An 18,720-nucleotide genomic window follows, 5' to 3' on the forward strand; every position below is an offset into this window, starting at 1 on the left:
AACAACGACTCATCGCGTCGTCTACGCTGTCAGTCGCCGCATGAAATCCGGTGTCCACTCCCGAGGGGCAACCTCACTACCCCGGTTCAACAACGGTGTCCGTAAAGATGGTTCCCCGTGAGTTCGGGACTGGCCAAGCGGGTGACCTTGTCCTCTGTTTCACCACCCGCGGTGAGGTGATCGTTGAAGTGGTCGGGCACGTCGAGGGAGGAGACCACATGACCACAACAGCGCCGGATTCGGTGCTCTCCACCGCCGAGTGCATTCGCTTGCTGCGGTCGGTTCCGGTCGGTCGAATGGTCTTCACCGAGAACGCGGTGCCGGCGCTGCGTCCGGTGACCTTCGCCACCGTCGGGGGCGAAGTCGTCATCCCCACCGACGACGAGTCGTTCGCACGGTTCGACGGGGAGCTTCTCGCATTCGAAGCGGGGGACATCGATCTGATCACCCGAATCGGATGGAGTGTCACTGCCATGGGCCACGCCACCTACGTGGCATCCGCGGACGCCGTGGCCAGATTTCACCACCGGAACGCGGTCCCGTGGTCGATCCATCCCGGCGACCGGCACCTCATCATCGACATGGAATACGTCTCAGGTCGCCACGTCACGCTGATACGCCGCGACGGTGACACCCGATGAAGGACGGTCGAATGGCACCGGTCGTCGGGATACCGGACCCCCGAGGGCCGAAAACCGAGGACCGAAACAGCAAGCCCATCAGGCACATGGCCATCAGGTCCGAGAGGTACACGACCGTGTGGCCGAAATACAGGGTCCGCGGGACCCGAGGCGGAAACGAGGCGGCCGAGAGTCGCCAAAGGTCTTGCCTTGCCGGGACGATTCGTTACGGTCGCTGGTGGGCGACCGAGTGGGACTCGTAGCCGCGGGCGGCGGCGCCCGCGGCGAGGCCGGTGCCATCACCTCACTGCTCCCCCGGCTGGGCCGGCCGCCGACCATCCTGGTCGGGCGCCCTGAACGTGGTCGGGTTGGCCGGCAATGCCCACCGGGTCTCACCGAGGCCGCGGAAACCGTGGTGCCGCTGCGTGATTCGGTGGCCCTGCGCGAGTGTTCTCGGTGGCCGGCGGCGTCGCCGACAGCGGGCTCCGCTACCTCGGGCAGATCGCGGGCCTGCGGGTACGGTTGGCGAGCCTGTTCGACACCACCCGGATCCACGAGACGGTCGGCACCCTGGTCTCGTTCGAGAAGGTGCGGGCGAACATCGACCGGGGCCTGGTGGAGGCCGTCGCCGTCGCGACCGCCCTCGGAGGCGACCGGCGGCACCGTCGTTTTCTTGCACAAGCCGGAGCTTGCCCCTGGGATGTCATACCAACACCTGCCCGGTCGGTGTCACCACCCAGAACCCCCGCCGCGGGTGCGCTGCCCCACCAGCAGGAGTGGACGCAGGCTTTTGCGACGCAGACCTCTTGTCCGCTGTGCACGAACGTCTCTCGCCTCGTCGTGGCCCGGCCCGGCCGGCTTTGGCCTCAGCCAGGGACCCGACCGCGATCGTGGGTGCTGACCAGCAGGTCGGTGGGCTGATCACCGGACGGCCCGGGCCCTCGTTGTGGGCTGCGCGCCGCGGAAGTGCTCACGTGAGGGCGGGGCGGCCGTCACCGCCCAGCCGAGCGCCGACGATCGGGGTGGCCGCGAGAGCCGATCTTATCGCTATACAGCCGGCCACCAGCGTCGCGAACCCCGCGCCGGGAACCATCCACTTCAAACGCAACACGAACCCGACCGCACACGGCCACTGCGGACACAAGGCATACCTGGGCCACCGAGCTCGCCAACGCCGGGATGAGTCTGCAAGCGTTGATGGCGCTGCTCGGGCATTATGTGGGTGATCTTGTCAAGGTGATCATGTCAGGAGGCGGACTGGTCGAGTCGGGTGAGCAGTCCGTCGAAGATCTTCTGCCGACCGAGTTGGCCCTTTTCGGCGGCGTCGTCGCGCTGCGATTGCAGGGTGGGGCGGAACTCGATGGTGGTCTGGAAGAACGTGCAGGATTCGCAGATGGATTCGAAGTGGCAGTCGAGTCCCACGGGTCGGGCGCAGTAGCCGTTGCCGAGCATCCGGCGGTGCATCTCGGAGCGTAGCTTCCGCATCTCGGTCCCCTCGTCATCGGCGGGCAGTTCGCGGGGTGCGTCGTAGAGTGCCTCGACCTTCTCGGAGACCCGACACCGTCAGCTGGCTCGGCAGCGAGATGCTCAAAACCCGTGTTGCCCACGGCTACTGCTCCCGCCACGAAGCGTCCGGCGCCTGCCCCTACGCCAACATCTGCGAAACCTGCGACAACTTCGTCACCGGACCGGAATTCCGCGGTGCGCTCGAGGCGCACCGCACCGACATCCAGGCCCTCGAGGCCGACGCCCGCGACCGTGGTTGGCTCGACGAAGCCGCCCGTCACCACCGCGTCGCCGGCACCCTCACCGACCACCTGCACCGCCTCGACCGCTGACTCAAATCGACCGCCAGGGGTTGATCCGGCCCCGAGGGCCGGATAAAGGAGCGACTGAATAAGGAGATCCGCCGGAGGACCGATGTCGTCGGAATCTTCCCCGACCGCACCGCGCTGATCCGGCTCGTCGGCGCGGTTCTCGCCGAGCAGCATGAATGGATCGAAGCCCGCCGTTATCTCGGGCTCGACGTCCTGGCTCGCTCTCGCGGCGCCAGCACCGCGGGCGACACTGCGGAATCGGCCGAGGAGGTGACACCCGCGCTGACCGCATGACCACCCACCGACGAGGAATCACACGGCTGCTTCGTACACCACGTCCTGGGACTTGACCCCGACGCCCTCCGCGGCGACGGTCGGTACCGTGGCCTCTCAGCTCGCGCACGGCGACTTGCCGACAATCCGCCGGACACACGGTACGTGCGGAACGGAGCCCTTCCGCGCCGGCCTGGGCGGCGCGAGCGCGGCGCTCCGCTAATGGAGCCGTTCGGTCAACCGGGTAAAGACCCGCTCGAGGCAGTCGAGTTCCGCCGGATCGAGATCGTCGAGGAAGAGCTCACGGGCGCTCTGCGCGTGAGGAGGGACGGCCTGATGTAACGCCCGCAGGCCTGACGCGGTCAACACCGCCCGGCTCCCCCGGCCGTCGTCGGGTGCCGGTTCCCGCGCAACAAGGCCCCGTTTGCGCATCGACCCGATCTGGTAGGTGATGCGGCTACGGGAGAACACCATTCGGGCGGCGAGCTCACTCATCCGTAACCGCTGGTCCGGGGCCTCGGACAGCAACAGCAAGACGTGGTAATCGATCATGCTCAGCCCGGTCGCCGCGCGCAGCGCCTCATCCAGCCGGGTCTCCAGCCGCAGGCTGCCCTCGATGTACACCCGCCAGGCCTGACGCTGTTGTTCGGTCAACCTGCTCCGCACCGTCCCACGCCCCTTTTGCCGCTCACCTACCCCTAGTTAAGAACTGTACTGCTCGCCGAGATGGGGGGCGTATTGGGGAACCAAATCTCCTGGGAATAAACCAGACGCGGCCAACGTTGAAGGTAATAGAAACTTGAATTATTGCGTGAAGGCCTCCTACCGAAGGAGCCGGACATGACGAAGAACCTGGGTCTCATCGACCCCGACGAGGCGGTGTAGCCGCTCATCGACCACCGGAGCGGCCTGTTCCAGGTGGTCAACGACCAACCGTTCACGCAGGTCCGCGCCAACACCGTTGCCCTGGCGGCAACCGAGGGCTACAAGGTCTTCGGGGCGATCGACGCCTCGGGCACCTACCCCACGCTCCCTCCCGGAGACCGCGACGGCCGGATGGTGAAGGCCCCGTACTCCGGCGTCATGACCACCGACCAGCTGATAATCGAGTCGAACCAGCGAACCCAGGCCGACGCGACCGGCAGCGACAGCAACGACGCCCACGCCGAACGCAAGCTCGCCGCGACCACCGCAACATCCCGGTAACCAGTCGGGACGTGACCTGCCCTATCGTTTCATCCCTCCCCGACCAGGTGAGGAGAAAGCGATGTACGAGAATGAAATTCACGAACGCCGACTCTGCGGTGACCGCCGGCAGTGGCACGGCACCACGGTGCTGTGCACCGCCGACAAATGGCATCCCGGCCGGCACCGCGCGATGGCGATCGATGCCGCAGGACACCTCACCACACTGTGCACCTGGACCGACCTGAATGCCCCCGGCCACGACCTGGCGGCCTGACACCTCGCGCACCCGATCAGGAACACGTATCGACGAACCCGGAGGACAGTTCGGCGATCCGCCGTCGGCGCCGGATCGGACTGGGCGGGTTCGGAATCTCTATACCGTTGGTAACGTCACACCGATCCCACCACCGGCCGCGCAGCCACCGAAGCCACCGCATCGACGCGATGGGTGGGCTATCGGGTCTCGGTACCGAGGTGGATCAGCGCGAAGTCCAGTGAGACGGCGACCACGTCGTCGGTGTCGTCGATGCCCACGTCATGGTCACCTCGGCGAACCAATCCAGGCACGCGTCGAGATCGCTGAGATTCACACTCAGGAACCGCATCCGCGGGGAAGAGAGACAAGCACACGGTCGCCCAGATCGCGGCCATGCTGAACGTGCCCCGCACCACCGTGTACGGGCACCTGAATACACGGACCACCGGCGGTTCCGATGCACACTCGGCCGACGAGGTGGTCTCCCCTACCGCGACGGCGAGGACGTCACGCGCCTGCCCGACCTGCGGCACGAACCGGCCACCCGCGCCGAGGCCGCCCACCAACGCGCCGACCTCGCCGTCACCTGGCTGCACCCGGACCCGGACCATCCTGGCGTGCTCAGCCGAAGTCATTGCCGCCATTGCGAACCCGCCCACCCTGCGTTCGACATCGCCTGCTCGGTGCGAGCGACGGTCCCATCCTGACCGGTGTCCTCGCGGAAGCCACCGAGACCGGTGGGCTACCCGACTCGGTGCAACGGTGGCTCGCATCGACCCGATGGCACACCGGTCCGGCATTGCTCTGCCCCGACCACACCTGACATCGGTGGACGGTCCCGCCACCCTGTCCTGGCGCCGGGGTTCCCCGATGACGGGCCCCGCTCCGAGGACGGTGGACGTGTCGGACAGGTTGTGCGCCACTTGTGGATGACAGGGCTTCCGGCCGGGGAGCACACTACGAGATATGCGGAGCGTGTTCGCTCACCAAGCCGTCCTGGTCATGACACCGGATGCCGATACCGGCGCGCCCGGCGCCGCGGTCACCTCCGCGTTGTGCACGCACTGGGGACGCCAGCCGCCTCGCTCCCTCGCACCGCATCACACCCACGCCGACCGACTCGGCGACGAGGTCCGGATTCGGATCGTGTTCGCCGTCGATCCGGCCAGACAGAACGCGGTCCGGTCCCGGATCGACCTGGCGCTGGCCACCGGCCACACCTGCGGGCCGGACGGCACGATCACCCGGTGGCAACTGCGCAGTTGCGGCCCCGCCGCACCCATTCGCGGCCGAGGCGAGCGTCCTCTTTCCCGGCGTGGCGTGAGCACAACGAGAAATTAGAGCGGCATCGACCGCAGATAGCCGGTCGCCTCGCCGACGAGCGGCGAGGTCAGTTCTTGTCGGCGGTCATCTGACGGACACGGGCGCCAAGCTTGTCGAGCGCCATCGCCGGCCTCGGCGTCAGCAGAAAGCTCCCCGCTGACGCAAGCCCACCGCCGAGCCCGGTTGGTGGGGCCTTGCTCCGCGTGGGTGCTTCGAGGAATCTTCACTTCCGGTCCGTCCTTTGGCTGCCGTGGACACGTGCCTACGTTCCAGTTGAAGAATGTAAGTGCGTGGGCGGCCGGGCCGTGACTCCGCGGCGAAGCCGACTGTCGACGCGCCCTGAACCCGGTGCGGGTGGATAGACTAGCGGCATGCAGCGGGTTTCTCTCGAAGCCTTGGCTCGTCAGCAGGTGAAACAGGCGGCCACAGCCGGTGGTGGTCACACCGCCGACACCGTCTACGGCGGGCATGAGAAGGTCTTGCGGCAGACGGTGATCGGCATGATCGAGGGTGCCGTTCTCGGGGAGCATGCGAATCCGGGTGAGGCGACGGTGCAGGTCTTGTCCGGCCGGGTCCGGCTCAGGGCCGGCGAGCTGTCGTGGGAGGGGCGTGCGGGTGACCTGCTCATCGTGCCCGACGCCCGGCACAGCCTCGAAGCGTTGGTGGACTCGGCGGTCCTGCTGACGGTCGCGAAGCTGGCGTGACCCGCGCACCCGCACACTGGGCTACGAGCCGTCTCCGGCTAGCACTTCCGATGCCCCATGGTGCGCCGCTATCAACGACAGGCCCGTTCGCGGCGACGGCGCAGAGCCCCCCGAGCGCCGTCACTGCATTTCTCCCGCCCGATTTCTCCCGCCCGCTGTCCATCAGTGGCCCGTACAAGGAGGAGATCGGTCGCGCTAGGTTTGAGCGCCGCGGCGCCTGACGTCGTGAACACGGGGGTGCCGCCGGTACCGGGTCATCTCTTTCCAGTGTCGTAGCTCGGCGCACGGCTGTCCGGCCGCCCGGTGGTCAACCCGTCCGTCCTGTGGGAGGCGGAGGAACCGATCCGCGCGTACGTGCGGACGGCCCGGCGGGCGGTCCGCACGAGGTCGGCGATGCCCTGGGTAGCCGGTGCGGTGACGGTGTTCGATTCGGGACGCCAGTGCAGCTGGGGATCGCCCAATCCCGCAGTGTCGTCTCGGGATCTGGGATCGGATCCCAGCAGAGGATCCACCAACCGAGGGTGTCCCAGCGAAGGTCGGCGGCCTCAACCGATCGACAGCACAACATCACCGAATTATGACGCCAAGCGCTGCTGGCACTGTTCGGGCAGATGGAACGCACCTACGCCGTCGAGCGCGCCGCCCACGCCCGCATGGTGGCCACCGAGAAGGGCCGCCGGGTCGGCCGGCCCAGCGTGGTCACCGACGCCCAGTTCGCCTACGCCACCGAGCTGCGCGAGCGCGCGCGCCACCATCGCCGAGATCACCGACAAGACCGGGCTGACCCGCTCGACCCTGTAGCGGCATCTGCCACCCCGGCCGGCGGATACAACTGCGGGATGTTATGGGAGATATCGGTGAACTCGGCGACTGACCCCCGACTCCCATCCCTTCCGACACCACATCCTGCACCACCGGGAAACGAAGCGTGAGCGGGACGCCGTCGAGGCGGGTCGGCGCACACTGACCCGTCGAGCCCGAGCATCGGCAGTGTCGAACGATCGGAGGTCCGCCTTGAGCGTCGCGCTGTACTTCGTCGGAATCAGCCTCATCGGCATCGTCGGACTGAGCGACCTGGTCCGCGGATCGAGGCAGACCGCTCACCATGGCCTACACACGTGGTCGACATCTCTAGCCGTGGCCGGCACCCTCTGCTGGATAGCCGGAGCCGTCCTGTCCGGTCAACCCCTCTGGTGGAAGATCTTCGCCTCCGTCTTCGTGAAGACGATAGGTTTTCTCATGGCCATAAGATCACGGTTCGTGCCCGACCGCCAGAAGAAGGAACCCGGAAACGAATGACGGGATCATCCTTCCGCAGCCCGACGTCAGTGGAGGCTGGCAGAAGAAGGCGGCCAATAAGTGCCTGTGGGACCGTTCGGACTGACACCAGCAACGCCTCCTCGCCCAACGGCAGTGACGAAGCCAGAACGACCGCGAAAAACACTGACCGCGTCCGGGTTTCGGGTGGATGCTCGATCGCGATATCGGCCAGTTGGGTCAACTCAGTCGGAATGAGCAGTGTCCGAGCCCGTCCTGCACCACCGGCGCCGCGAACACGGTCATCGTCGCGGTCCTGACCTGACCCTCCCGATTCTGTTCAGCACGCGAAAGACGAGCAGACCGATCAGGGTAAGCGCGCCGACGTCCCGCTGCCCTAACCTCCTTGTCGTCGTCGGGACAGCCGATCTCGTGCTGTTCCGCCCAGGGCCGCACGAACGGCGGGGCCGATGTCGAAGGCTTACGCCGCACGGCGGCGATGATCTTCGCCACCTCTGGAGCGGCCGCCCAGCTGTCCGGGCCGAAGACTTCGTAGTGGATGTTGTCGGCCGCGACGTCCTTGTCGAGCAAGGCTTCGCGCATGCCGAGCATGAACAAGGGTGGCGCGCACTCGTATACGCCTGTCTCGAATCAGCAGACCCCGAAACTGGCGTACATGTGGTGCTGGAACGCCGCCCCGCCGCACATCACACAGTCCGGATCTGGATCCACTCGCCACCCACAGGGGAACGAAGCCGACGTCATCGCCGACACGCCCTCCACCCACCGGGCAGCGCGCCGCGTTCCCCCGGATCCCGTGCGCCGCACCTCTCCGCCAATATTTCGGTGCCCACGCGACGCGTCGACCGGTTCGATCCATGGCCACCTGGCGTCCGCACTCGCATCGGTGACACGATCCTCGACCTCCAACCCCTGATCGCTCGGAGCAGCCGAAACACCGCTGACCAGCGGAGCTACCTGCGGCGACTCCGGTCGACGAGAGTGAGCACGAGCAACCAGCACCCCGCCGTGAGAACCCGGCAGTGGTCACCGCGACCACGACCATCGCCGACACCAGCACGCCCTGACCACGATCACCCTCCCGCCGCGACGCACACGCTTCACCGACCCCCACACCACCAATCGGACGCTACGGCAGCGGGCGGGGCCCACCGCCCACTCTTCGTTCTCGCCGCCGTGACCACCGTCTGGACCCCGCTGACGACCGATACCTGGGAATGGCGAGAAGCACGGCGATCGTCGGCTACCAGGCACCCAAACCCAGCTGGGCGACACGATGATCTACTTCTCCGCCGCCCTTCCGTGGTCACCCTGGCCGTCACCGCGGTCCAATTCCGCGACCGAAAGACGGAGCGCGGCTGGCCGCCCGTGCCCGCTGACGTGAGGGTGGACGGCCCTCGAAGCTCAGCGCGGACCGGATCGAACTCGCTCAACGCCGGCACGACTCCGGGGAACACACCGTCGCCCAGATCGCGGGCGGTTAACAAGTACGCACCGCAGACGTACGCTGAGGATTTCGCCATCCACTTCAGGGAGGGCGCATGGACGCCTGGACCATCCGAGACTTCGAACCCGAGGACCTCGAGGCCGTCGTGCGCATGGACAGCAGTTCCACCACCACGGACCAACTGCCCCTGTTCGCGCTCTCGGATGTGGTCGGGAGTCTGCTGAACCGTCACCCCGCCGTCGTCGCGGTGCGGGACGGGCACATCATCGGGACGGCAGTTGCTCGCGTCGACGAGGACCGCGCCTGGGTCATGCGCCTCTCCCTCGATCCCGAATGGCGGGGTCAAGGGCTCGGCAGCGCCCTGTTGTCTCAGCTCGAGCACCAGCTCCTCGCCAAAGGAGTGCGACGAGTGAGCGCGCTCCTCCCCGAAGGTGAGACAGGTGCCACCGCGCTGAGCAATTCCGGATTCACTACCCGCAGCGGAGTCACGTACTACGAGAAGCTCGGGACGGTGTCGCCCCGCACGGCCGGGGTCCTGGCGACTCTCGGCGGTGCGGTGCCGCCCGCCGGACTGTGGAAACAGGTCGCCGGAATGACCCGGGAGAAGTCGCTGATCGAACGCAAGATCGTGCTCCCGCTGTCGAGGCCGGCGCTGGCCGCCGACCACGGGGTGGCGGCACCGCGCGCGGTGGTGCTGTTCGGACCGCCGGGAACCGGGAAGACGACGTTCGCGCGTGCCATCGCCAGCCGGCTCGGCTGGCCGTTCGTCGAACTGTTCCCATCGCGGCTCGCGGCCGGCGAGAACGGGCTCGCCGCCGGTCTCGGGGAGGCGTTCGCGTCGATGGGTGAACTCGAGCACGTCGTCGTCTTCATCGACGAGGTGGAGGAGGTGGCGGCCCGCCGCCGGCCCGGTTCGCAGTCCGTCGGGGTGGTGAACGAACTGCTGAAGTCGATCGTCAACTTCCGCGAACGCAGCGGACGGTTACTGGTGTGCGCGACCAATTCCGTTCGAGCACTGGATGATGCATTCCTTCGACACGGACGTTTCGACTATGTGCTGCCGATCGGGGCGCCCGACTCGGAGGCCCGGCACGCCCTGTGGGAGCGGTACCTCGGCAACGAGCAGGTCGACGTGTCTGCCCTCGTTGCGGCGACCGAGGGCTACACGCCCGCCGATGTCGCGCACGCGGCACGGACCGTTGCACAGGCGACCTTCGAGTGCAGCGTCGATTCGGGTGGACGCTGCCACGCCGGCACCCAGGACTACCTGGACGTGATCGGCACGGTGCGTCCCACCCTCACCGCCGAGATGATGCAGGCGTTCACGGAGGACATCGTCGGTCACGCCCGCACCTGAGTTTGAGACTGCGAGTGTTTAGTAACCACGGGCGGTGTGTTTCGGTCACAGTGAGGGCCGCCGCAGCGATCATCGCCGTCACCCTCACCGCCGGTGAATACCTGTGAACTGGCGTACCAGTGCTGGCCCCTTGCCCTGCTGGCCAATCGCGGGTCGCACTGTGTACCGGCCGACGGGTCGAGGCCGCCCGAAAATGGGAGCGAGCGGCGCTGACCACAATACGGTGGCAGGCCTTCACCGTCCCCGGCTCGCACCGACGCTCGCGGCAGCGGACGTGTATTACTCCCGGCGGCGAGGTGTGGCGCGTTCCCACCAGTCGATCGCCTCGCCGTCTGCCGCTAGCCGTTCCACCGCACGCGCGGTGAACTCGACCTGGGCGCCGGATCCGGACCAGCAGAACGTCCACAGTTGTTTCGCCGCGAGATGATAGTGGTGCAGGGCCTCATCGACGGCGTACGCGTCCACCTCACCGGCCCGGAAGCGGTCCACCTCGGCAGCGACACACTCGATCAGCTCACCCAGCCGGGCCTCGTGATATGCGGCGACCAGCGCCCGATCGGCTCGCCGCTGCCCCTTGGTGCCCACGGGCACCGACGGTACCGATATCGAGGCACCCACGCCCCGAAGACCACGCCCACCGGGAACGGCGCGCCGCTCGCCGCGGCGACGTCGTCTGATCGGTCCGATGCACGGGCCGCCGGTGCCACTCGACCGCCGACCGAGGTGCGTGATGTGATTCGGTCGACGGTACCGGCGATGTACGGCCCCTCCGGTACGGAAATGGAGGACCGAGATGACCGAAGTCGACCACATCGACGTGGTCGGGGCGCAGTCCGTGCTCGAGGTGGCCGAAGCGGTCGCCGCGGTGCTCGGCGCCCGGATGGAGATGGGCGGCGAACCCGGCCGCATCGTGGTCACCGGAGCCCCCGATCCCGATCTTCGGGTCGTCATCGGGCTGGCGATCAACGACCGCGGGATACCCGAAAGGTGGACCAGGCGAATCACGATCAGCCACGATCGCGGGAGCGACGAACGCCGCCGCTGGACACAACACCTACACCGCGCCCTCACCGAACGCCGCGACTGGACCCTCACCCAAATCCCCGGCGACCCACCGAACCCACACACCCCACCCTGATCGAACGCGTTGAACGCCGTCCAGAGCATCTTCGACGGGCGCCTGTCCGCCACGAACATCTCACCACCACAACGTCAGTCAGTCACACCGATCACCGACCGACCCATCGACCCGGGATCGCCAGACGCGACAGTGCCCTCCTCACTACTCGGGGTGTACAGGAGTTCGGCGAGGCGGTCACCGGTGACGGTAAATCTCGGGGCCGCCGGCTGCCCGAAGAACGCCCCCTTACGGGTGCGCAGCAGGTCTTCGCCGTCGCGCTGCCGGGAGAAGCCGGGCCTGCGCAGCAGGACCCGGAGGACCGTCGACGCCGCCGGGTGGCGCCCGGCCAGTCGGCGCAGCGGCAGGGCCGAGACCGTGTCGTCGTCGAGATATCCGCGGAGAACGGTGATGTGGGTGTGGTCGCCGGCCAACGCGGGATCGGCGAACATCGCATCCAGACGGCCGAAGTCGCGGTAATAGTTCAGGCCCTCGGTCTCGTCGTAGATCAACCCGACGGTGTCCGCGTCGAGGTAATCCTCGGGCAGTCGGCCCATCTCCTCGGCGGTGAGGGCGCCCGGCGCCGCCGGGTGGGTGGGCGTACCGTCGGCCTCGACGGAGGCACCGACCTGAGCCAGGCGGCGCCGGTAGTGTTCGATCAGCCGTGCCGGGGCCGTGGTGGGCGGCAGAATCACCAGATCGGACCCGAACAGGTCGACGAATGCGGCACGGTCGTCGGCCTGCAACTGCCAGGCCCGCTCGTACAGATCGCGATTGCGGCGCAGCAACCCCGGGTCGGCGGCCACCACCTCCATGCGGCCCGGGCCAGGGTCGGGCCGACGGAGGCCGGAAAGGAACCCCCGGTGACCGCTGATCAACCAGTGGCCGGTGGCGGGATGAACGGGCACGATCCGGCCGTACACGAACATCTTGGGCCGCACCGTGGCGAACACGTCGGGGCCGATATTGGAGTGCACCCGATAACGCAGGTCGTCGACGAGGTTGTGAAAGACGGTGGTGCCGATACCGTCGCCTGCCGGGTGGACCTCGAAGTAACCCTCGACGACATCGCGCCAACCCAGCAGCATCTGGGACTCGTCCTCGGTCAGGCGCGGCCGCTGTTGCGCGACGAACCGTTCCACCACCGTGCCGCCGTCGCGGAGCCGGTTCTCCAGGACGAAATGATCGAGGGTGCGGACGAGGATGCCCTCGTCCAGCGGACCGAGATCGGCCGCGGCCCGCATCAGGGTGGTCAACTGCCTGCCGAAACGGGCATGCTGGGCGAAGTCCAGCAGCTCACCTTTCAGGTCCCCCCTGCGGGCCACCAACTCGGTGACCGTCATCGGCGGCGAGGCAGCCGGCCACCGCGTCGCCACACCCGGCTTCTCTCCGGGCAGCTCAGACATGAACCCCGGTCCTGTTCGCAACGTGCGCATCACGGCCGTGGTTACTACCCGGATTGACCGATCGACCGATGTCGACGACGCGCAGCCCACCGCGACGTGTGGGGAACCGGTGTGGGACCACACGACGCCGCGTCCGGAACGCTTCCCAACTCTCCGGAGGCTTCCGTACCAGGTTTGATCTCGCCGAACAGGGAAGGAAGGTCGATGTCAGCATGAGGAAGTACCGGATCGAGACCGAGAAGACGTAGCCCTGCCAGACGTCAACCACATGAGCCGAAACGTCCCCGACCCGGCCCGCATATCTCGAAAACGATCGGATGAGAAGACGAACCGACAGACGCACACCAGGCATGCGTGCCCCGCCGATGCCCCGCCGTCGCAACTCGACCCGTACCGTGGCGCTGTGCGCGATCAACTGCCTCCCGGCCTGCCCCTGGACCCGTTCGCCGGCGACCCCACCGACCCCGCCGCCGCCCTCGACGCCCTCGAACCGGACCGGCCACTCGATCCCCAGGAGCGGCTCGCCGTGGAGGCGGACCTGGCCGACCTCGCCGTGTTCGAGGCGCTGCTGGCACCTCGCGGGATCCGCGGTCTCGTCGAACACTGCGAGGACTGCCGGCACGATCACTACAGGGATTGGGACATGCTCCGCGCCGACCTCCTCCAGCTTCTGGTCGGCGGCCCCGCCCGCCCGCACGAGCCCGCCTACGCCCCCACCCCCGAGGCGTACGCCACCTGGGACTACTGCTGCGGGTACGCGGATGCCCAGGTGAACGACGCGGTGCACGGCCCCCGCTTCGACGCCTGAGGACCCAGCCCTGCCGCGGCGGCCGGACAAGTCGCATCCGCGGCGGGAGTTCTTGCAGCGCACACGAAACCGACCCGACGGCCGGTGCACCGACCTCCGCACGCCCGGCGCGGCAGAATCGGCACCTCAGTCCACCCGATCCGCCTCGCTCGGCAACCAATACCCCAGCACGGGAATGGTTTTCGTCGACCTCCAGAGTGCCGCACCAGATCACCGATCCACCGATGGTCACCGGACCTCGGCACCGACGGATTGGCCCCCGCCGCACGAATGCGGAGGACGCGGGAAAAGACCACCACACCCCGCCGGCAACGCACACCGATGCCGTCACCGGCCACGCCCAATACCGCACCGGCGCCGCAGCAGCGACGACCCGCTCCCCCGATCATGAAGGTCGACGCGAACACCAACGTTCCCAGGAGCTCCTCAGCGTCATGCGCATCCCTCCCGTCGAGAGTTCACCTCGATCACCGGGATTCGGGTGTGATCTCGCTGCGGCGGGGTGCGCCCCCTTCGAGGGCCGTGGGCGCCGATTCACAATTTCGGGCGTCCCCGATCCACACACGTCCGCCGCAACCCTCCTGGGCCCGCGGCACCGGTGCTGCCGGTGCATTCCCCTCCCGCCCCGATCGTCCGTACCGGGCGGGAGGGGAGTGGTCGTGGTCGGCGTGGCTGTTCGGCTCCCTGCTGGACCGAGCCCTGGTCGCCACCCCGCACTGCGGCACCTCGGCGTCCAGGCATGGGCCCACGACAGCCGTCACGCCGATCTCGTACCGCCAGTCCACCCATCGGCGGCGTCCGGCTCTGGCCACTGGCCCGATTTGGCCGTCACCCGGGGAGAACTCGTAGCCGCCTACCGGGAGAACCCACCGGGCACAAACGGCTGTGTCCTTCCACCTCGATCACACCGCGCCGGGCGTGGCCGACCCGCCCATCTATCTGTCCACGATCGGCGCCGTCATCGCCGCCCTGATCATGCACGGTGCCGGGTCCCCGGAAACGACCCCGTCGCCGGGCAATCCGCTCTTCGACCGACTCACCCTCTGGAGCATCTATGTCCGCGGCGTGTCTGTGTCGCATTGAGCATCCAATTTCTCCGTGGGCCCCGACCGCGATCTCCCGCAATGCCGTCCCGCTCGCACCGGCCGGTCCCGCGCTCACCGACATTGGTCTCAGGACGGTCTGGCACCGGCGCCCGTCCAGCGCGGGCTGTCGCGGGCGAAGGCGGCCGGGACGAGACTGAGAAGATGCTGATCCTCTCGGGCGCCACACTCACCGCCACACTCGGTACGCCGGGCAGCGTCGTGCACCTGTGCGTACGCGTGCCCTCCTCGGACCGTTCCTTGACGGTCGGTGCGGTCCGCACACTCCTGGTCGCCGACCTGACCCGACGGGTGCTCGAGGATGTGCACCGCTCGCAGGTCACACTTACCCTCCTCGCCCCCTGCCCTGGTTCACTCGTCACGCCAGGCAATCTCGACGCGTGGATGATCCGCCCACCGGTAGGAGTCTTCGATTCCGCCGATGCCGCCGCGGCCGCAGTCGGCGCCCCGGTCGTGCTCATGGTGACCGCCGCCGGGGACGAAACTGCAGAGCCTGCTCTGACAGTCGGTGGCGCGGTCGGGTCCGAGCCGCTCGACGATCTGATCCACGCCGGTCATGATCCGTTGACGCTGCGTTGTGTGCTGCTCTCGACGCACTACCGGCAGCAGGCGCCGCCGACGATGGAAACGATCGCCGACGCCGCGCGGCTGTTGCATCGATGGCGGCAGCGCGTCGCCGACTGGAGCACGCACATCTCCGTCCCGATGCCCGCAGACATCATCGAAGCCGCGTATCGCGCATTCGACCGAAACCTCGACGTGCCGGCGGTTCTCGACCTGATGCGCCACCTCGAGTCCGACGCCGCGATCGCCCCGGGCGCCAAATTCGAAACCTTTATCCACCTCGACCGGGTGCTCGCCTTCGATCTGACCCGCGACCTCGGCGGCCCGCACTCGTGAGATTCCAGGGCTCCGGGCTACGCCGAGCTGTGGGTGCCAGCGATCCGTGTGGGCCGCCGCCTCCATCCGGTCCGGCGTCAGTCCCCACCCAACGGCGGGCACCGCATCCGCTTCGGTGCCGCCGGTTCCCTCGAGCTGTTCGATCGACACAGTTCGGAACCCCACCGGCGGTCGCCGACAGGCTTGCTGCAACGAGGAACGTGTCACGACGTGGGTTTCGGCCCGGACGGCACATCGGCGCCCTGACTGCGTCAGGAGAGCTCCGAGCCCTTCGCAGGCTCCGCCTTCATCGATCTCTTCAGCGAGTCGTTCCACGCCGACTCGTCTGGCGCTGCATCTGGATCAAAGCTGGCTGCCCGGCAACCGCGTGACCCACTGATGTCAGTGTGCCGCCACTCGGATTGCGGATAGTCTCGCTTGATCGGCGTGCCGCAATGGCGAACGATGTCGACCCTATCGTCCAGGAGTGCACGCATCCGACGGAGTTCATCGAGCACTGCTGTGCCACTCATCGTCGGATCGTCGGCTAGAAATGTTTCCACGCAATCGATCGCATACGTGATCGCCGACGCGCGATGCTCGCTGTAGATGCGCATCGGTGTTCCTTCAGTTGCTTCCATGTCTCGTCGAAGCCGGCGGGATCAAGGATAGTCGAGGCTTCGGCTCACACCATGAGCCGGCGCCACTGCTCGAAGGGGCGGCGCTGTCGGGTTCCTCGCGTCGACGACCCGGATCAGGCATCCGATCGCCGGCTTTGCGACTCGTCGAACGCTTCTCCGGCCCTCCCTGCGCGGTACGCCGGAGGGCGTCGCAGCCGGTGGTGATGACTTTCTCCGTCGGGTTCCCCGCCCTCACCGGCCTCGTTCCGGATCGTGTGGAGGTGATCGTAGAACAACACCTGACCGGCGCATTTGTGCCGCACCCGTCCCCGCCGACGTACCAGAACCGACTTCGCGTATCCACGACGATTGCCGTGCCGGCGCGGTCGGCGGTGACGAGTTCGCCGGTCAGAATGGGTCCATCTCCGCACAGCGTGCGGGCGATGTCTGCCACACGGGTGGTGGGGAGTGTCGGCAATGGGATCGAGTTATCACCTCGCCGGGTCGGGATCCGCGAGATCGGCGCGCTGGTGTGTGTGGGCTCCTCGCGGGTGGCGGGATCGTGACCGCCGGGCGGGCAGGCTCCGGACCGATCTGCGGGCCCGGGTGAATCCGCACCACAGGTTCACATCCTACCGGCGTCACAATAAAAATTGCCGGTCAGAGGCCATTTTTCGTAGTCTGTGACCTACCCGTTGACCTGTCGGTGATACCCGCGCTCAGGACGCCCGGAGGAGAATCAACGCCATGAGCCCGCGGGACGATGACTACGCGATCCGCGACGGCGAGAACCGTGTTCCCCCGCCACCGGACAGTGTCATCGAGCGCGTCACCCCCGTACTCCGCGCCGCTCTTCTCCTCCGGGCGGAACCCGACTGTAAGACCGACGCGCATCGAAGGGTGCGACCGTCGAACTGCAGGACGCAGCCATCAAGGCCGTGAACCTCGCACATGAAACCTGAAGGTGTCGACGAGCAAGCAGGACCTCGCGCGGCGGCAGATCGATGCGCTCACGAAGGCCTGGATCGACCAGACGAATATCTACGTGGACAAGAAGTCCGGGGTCAGCACCGACCGTCCTGGGCTGCAGGCTTTGCTGGGATACGCCCGCACGGGCGATGTCATCGCGGTGCACACCTCGACCGGCTCGGCCGGACCGGCACCGACACCCTCAACCTGATCCACGACCTGCACCAGCGCGGCATAAGTTTCCGGAACCTGGCCGACCCGATCCGGATCGACTCGACGAATCCCGACGATCTGATGGCACAGTTGGCGCTGGTGCTGCTCGCCTTGTTCAGGCAGATGGAACGCACCTATGCGGTCGAGCGCGCCGCCCATGCCCGGTCGGTGGCCACCGAGAAGGGTCGCCGGGTCGGCCGTCCCAGCGTGGTCACCGACGCCCAACTCGCCTACGCCATCCAACTGCGAAATGACGGCGCCACCGTCGCCGAGATCACCGACAAGACCGGACTGACCCGCTCCATCCTGTACCGCCGCCTACCTCAGCAGCCGTCCGAGTCCGTCATGGTGACGGGTACCGAGTGTGGTTCCACATCAACAGTTGCTGCGGAGCAGCTGCGCGCCCAAATCGGCCCTATGGCCTGTCCGACCTGCGGACACCTGCCCACCACCGCGGCGACACCATCCCCCACCGCGACGACCTCGCTTTCCTCTGGCTGCACCTCGACGCCCGCCACCGTGTCCGCGAGCGACATCACTGGGCTCGCTGTCAGCCCCACGGCCACGTCCTGGTGGTCAGCTGCAGCCGATGTGGCCCTGTTACCGGCGCCGAGGCCAGCGACGAACTGCCGCAACCGATCCTGATGCGATGAAAGGGGCGGGGCCTCCCTCTCCTCGTGGTTCCCGGCGAATGCTGGGGGTGTCAGTTCGTCACGACGGAGGAGGCCCCTATGAACGAGTATGACGGAAGTCAGGTCGTCGGGATCGATCTGCACCGGCAGCGGTCGGTGATCGTCCGCCAGACGGCGGAGGGCGAACAATTGTCGGCGGTGCGGATCGTCAACGATCCGGTGGCGTTGGGACTGCAGATCGAGAAGGCCGGCGCGAACCCGGAGGTGGTGCTCGAGGCGACCTATGGCTGGTACTGGGCGGTCGATGCCCTGCAGGCCGCCGGCGCGTGCGTGCATCTCGCACATCCTCTGGGTGTCAAGGGTTTCCGGTATCGGAGGGTGAAGAACGATGTACGCGACGCCGGAGATCTGGCGGACCTGCTCCGGATGCACCGGTTGCCCGAGGCGTGGATTGCCCCGCCCGCCACACGGGAGTTGCGCGAGCTGGTGCGCTATCGAGCGAAGCTGGTGGCCTTGCGCTCCGGGCTCAAGGCCCAGGTCCACTCGGTGCTCGCCAAGGCCGGGGTGTTGATCCGGGTATCGGACCTGTTCGGCGTCGAGGGGCGTGAGCGTCTGACGCAGGTGCCGCTCGGCGTCGCGTACGCGCAGCGGGTGATTTCGCTGCTCGAGCTGATCGACGTCCTCGACGCGCACGAGGGACGATTCTTCGA

General features: G+C 67.4%; 21 protein-coding genes and 5 pseudogenes. 18 read left to right on the forward strand and 8 right to left on the reverse strand.

Translation table 11 applies throughout. The annotated features are described in order from the left end of the window. The first annotated feature begins 218 nt into the window (after positions 1–218). On the forward strand, positions 219–641 hold the full coding sequence (locus MLGJGCBP_RS06215; protein ID WP_007297104.1) for a pyridoxamine 5'-phosphate oxidase family protein: 423 nt from the start codon (positions 219–221) through the stop codon (positions 639–641). Positions 642–1,067: 426 nt separating this feature from the next. Beyond that, a complete protein-coding gene (locus MLGJGCBP_RS06220) occupies positions 1,068–1,541 on the forward strand; it encodes a hypothetical protein (RefSeq protein WP_007297105.1) in 474 nt (157 codons plus the stop codon). Positions 1,542–1,865: 324 nt separating this feature from the next. On the opposite strand, the gene MLGJGCBP_RS06230 is transcribed toward MLGJGCBP_RS06220, so the two are convergent. After that, positions 1,866–2,105 (reverse strand): hypothetical protein, encoded by a 240-nt coding sequence (locus MLGJGCBP_RS06230; protein WP_007297106.1) that lies wholly within the window; start codon positions 2,103–2,105, stop codon positions 1,866–1,868. A 98-nt stretch (positions 2,106–2,203) separates the two neighbouring features. Between MLGJGCBP_RS06230 and MLGJGCBP_RS06235 the strand changes: the two genes are divergently transcribed. Beyond that, positions 2,204–2,458, forward strand: coding sequence for a hypothetical protein (locus MLGJGCBP_RS06235; protein WP_007297107.1), 255 nt, complete (start codon positions 2,204–2,206; stop codon positions 2,456–2,458). Positions 2,459–2,506: 48 nt separating this feature from the next. Further along, positions 2,507–2,731, forward strand: a pseudogene (locus tag MLGJGCBP_RS06240) (transposase); the annotation flags it as partial. Between the two features lie 198 nt (positions 2,732–2,929). Here MLGJGCBP_RS06240 and MLGJGCBP_RS06245 read toward each other — a convergent pair. Next, a complete protein-coding gene (locus MLGJGCBP_RS06245) occupies positions 2,930–3,364 on the reverse strand; it encodes a MarR family winged helix-turn-helix transcriptional regulator (RefSeq protein ID WP_236580947.1) in 435 nt (144 codons plus the stop codon). Positions 3,365–3,628: 264 nt separating this feature from the next. Here MLGJGCBP_RS06245 and MLGJGCBP_RS06250 point away from each other — a divergent pair, with 264 nt between their 5' ends. Together MLGJGCBP_RS06250 and MLGJGCBP_RS06255 are read left to right on the forward strand one after the other, a co-directional pair. Next, positions 3,629–3,916, forward strand: coding sequence for a hypothetical protein (locus tag MLGJGCBP_RS06250; protein WP_007297109.1), 288 nt, complete (start codon positions 3,629–3,631; stop codon positions 3,914–3,916). Between the two features lie 61 nt (positions 3,917–3,977). Then, a complete protein-coding gene (locus MLGJGCBP_RS06255; protein ID WP_007297110.1) occupies positions 3,978–4,172 on the forward strand; it encodes a hypothetical protein in 195 nt (64 codons plus the stop codon). Positions 4,173–4,351: 179 nt separating this feature from the next. On the opposite strand, the gene MLGJGCBP_RS50355 is transcribed toward MLGJGCBP_RS06255, so the two are convergent. Continuing rightward, positions 4,352–4,789, reverse strand: coding sequence for a hypothetical protein (locus tag MLGJGCBP_RS50355; RefSeq protein ID WP_012686921.1), 438 nt, complete (start codon positions 4,787–4,789; stop codon positions 4,352–4,354). 331 nt (positions 4,790–5,120) lie between these two features. Here MLGJGCBP_RS50355 and MLGJGCBP_RS06260 point away from each other — a divergent pair, with 331 nt between their 5' ends. Together MLGJGCBP_RS06260 and MLGJGCBP_RS06265 are read left to right on the forward strand one after the other, a co-directional pair. Continuing rightward, on the forward strand, positions 5,121–5,495 hold the full coding sequence (locus tag MLGJGCBP_RS06260) for a hypothetical protein (RefSeq protein WP_007297112.1): 375 nt from the start codon (positions 5,121–5,123) through the stop codon (positions 5,493–5,495). Positions 5,496–5,848: 353 nt separating this feature from the next. Further along, positions 5,849–6,181, forward strand: coding sequence for a cupin domain-containing protein (locus MLGJGCBP_RS06265; RefSeq protein WP_007297113.1), 333 nt, complete (start codon positions 5,849–5,851; stop codon positions 6,179–6,181). A gap of 254 nt (positions 6,182–6,435) precedes the next feature. Here the strand turns inward: MLGJGCBP_RS06265 and MLGJGCBP_RS06270 are convergent, their stop codons facing one another. After that, entirely contained in the window at positions 6,436–6,642 is a 207-nt protein-coding gene (locus MLGJGCBP_RS06270; protein ID WP_007297114.1) for a hypothetical protein, read from the reverse strand. Between the two features lie 129 nt (positions 6,643–6,771). Here MLGJGCBP_RS06270 and MLGJGCBP_RS06275 point away from each other — a divergent pair. Then, positions 6,772–6,979, forward strand: a pseudogene (locus tag MLGJGCBP_RS06275) (recombinase family protein); the annotation flags it as partial. A 216-nt stretch (positions 6,980–7,195) separates the two neighbouring features. Continuing rightward, positions 7,196–7,480, forward strand: coding sequence for a hypothetical protein (locus MLGJGCBP_RS06280; protein ID WP_012686918.1), 285 nt, complete (start codon positions 7,196–7,198; stop codon positions 7,478–7,480). A gap of 480 nt (positions 7,481–7,960) precedes the next feature. Here the strand turns inward: MLGJGCBP_RS06280 and MLGJGCBP_RS54200 are convergent. After that, a pseudogene (locus tag MLGJGCBP_RS54200) lies at positions 7,961–8,083 on the reverse strand (hemin transporter); the annotation flags it as partial. A 776-nt stretch (positions 8,084–8,859) separates the two neighbouring features. On the opposite strand from MLGJGCBP_RS54200, the pseudogene MLGJGCBP_RS51480 reads away from it, so the two are divergent. Next, positions 8,860–8,943 (forward strand): annotated as a pseudogene (locus MLGJGCBP_RS51480) (Hin recombinase); the annotation flags it as partial. A gap of 57 nt (positions 8,944–9,000) precedes the next feature. Beyond that, positions 9,001–10,263, forward strand: coding sequence for an ATP-binding protein (locus tag MLGJGCBP_RS06295; protein WP_007297117.1), 1,263 nt, complete (start codon positions 9,001–9,003; stop codon positions 10,261–10,263). Between the two features lie 279 nt (positions 10,264–10,542). Here MLGJGCBP_RS06295 and MLGJGCBP_RS06300 read toward each other — a convergent pair whose 3' ends face one another. Next, the gene (locus MLGJGCBP_RS06300) at positions 10,543–10,848 is read right to left on the reverse strand and encodes a hypothetical protein (protein ID WP_012686916.1); all 306 of its coding nucleotides are present in this window, start codon (positions 10,846–10,848) and stop codon (positions 10,543–10,545) included. 208 nt (positions 10,849–11,056) lie between these two features. Between MLGJGCBP_RS06300 and MLGJGCBP_RS06305 the strand changes: the two genes are divergently transcribed. Further along, positions 11,057–11,401 carry a hypothetical protein gene (locus MLGJGCBP_RS06305; protein ID WP_007297119.1) on the forward strand — a complete coding sequence of 115 codons (345 nt, stop codon included), beginning with the start codon at positions 11,057–11,059 and terminating at the stop codon, positions 11,399–11,401. A 74-nt stretch (positions 11,402–11,475) separates the two neighbouring features. Here MLGJGCBP_RS06305 and MLGJGCBP_RS06310 read toward each other — a convergent pair whose 3' ends face one another. Next, positions 11,476–12,786 carry a hypothetical protein gene (locus tag MLGJGCBP_RS06310; RefSeq protein WP_231869112.1) on the reverse strand — a complete coding sequence of 437 codons (1,311 nt, stop codon included), beginning with the start codon at positions 12,784–12,786 and terminating at the stop codon, positions 11,476–11,478. 403 nt (positions 12,787–13,189) lie between these two features. Here MLGJGCBP_RS06310 and MLGJGCBP_RS06315 point away from each other — a divergent pair, with 403 nt between their 5' ends. The 3 genes from MLGJGCBP_RS06315 (at position 13,190) to MLGJGCBP_RS06325 (ending at position 15,597) form a co-directional block, all read left to right on the forward strand. Further along, positions 13,190–13,594 carry a DUF5319 domain-containing protein gene (locus MLGJGCBP_RS06315; protein WP_007297121.1) on the forward strand — a complete coding sequence of 135 codons (405 nt, stop codon included), beginning with the start codon at positions 13,190–13,192 and terminating at the stop codon, positions 13,592–13,594. Positions 13,595–14,479: 885 nt separating this feature from the next. Continuing rightward, positions 14,480–14,677: a hypothetical protein gene (locus MLGJGCBP_RS06320; RefSeq protein WP_007297122.1), complete on the forward strand. Its 198-nt coding sequence runs from the start codon at positions 14,480–14,482 to the stop codon at positions 14,675–14,677. A gap of 164 nt (positions 14,678–14,841) precedes the next feature. After that, positions 14,842–15,597: a hypothetical protein gene (locus MLGJGCBP_RS06325; RefSeq protein ID WP_007297123.1), complete on the forward strand. Its 756-nt coding sequence runs from the start codon at positions 14,842–14,844 to the stop codon at positions 15,595–15,597. Positions 15,598–15,848: 251 nt separating this feature from the next. Here the strand turns inward: MLGJGCBP_RS06325 and MLGJGCBP_RS06330 are convergent, their stop codons facing one another. Further along, positions 15,849–16,193, reverse strand: coding sequence for a hypothetical protein (locus MLGJGCBP_RS06330; protein ID WP_007297124.1), 345 nt, complete (start codon positions 16,191–16,193; stop codon positions 15,849–15,851). 967 nt (positions 16,194–17,160) lie between these two features. Here MLGJGCBP_RS06330 and MLGJGCBP_RS54205 point away from each other — a divergent pair. Continuing rightward, positions 17,161–18,031: pseudogene (locus MLGJGCBP_RS54205) on the forward strand (recombinase family protein). A 78-nt stretch (positions 18,032–18,109) separates the two neighbouring features. Next, positions 18,110–18,720 (forward strand): IS110 family transposase (locus MLGJGCBP_RS06340; protein ID WP_160094465.1); only part of this gene is annotated, 611 nt, incomplete at its 3' end.

This window comes from Rhodococcus sp. T7, from assembly GCF_009872365.1.
Lineage (GTDB): Bacteria > Actinomycetota > Actinomycetes > Mycobacteriales > Mycobacteriaceae > Rhodococcus_F.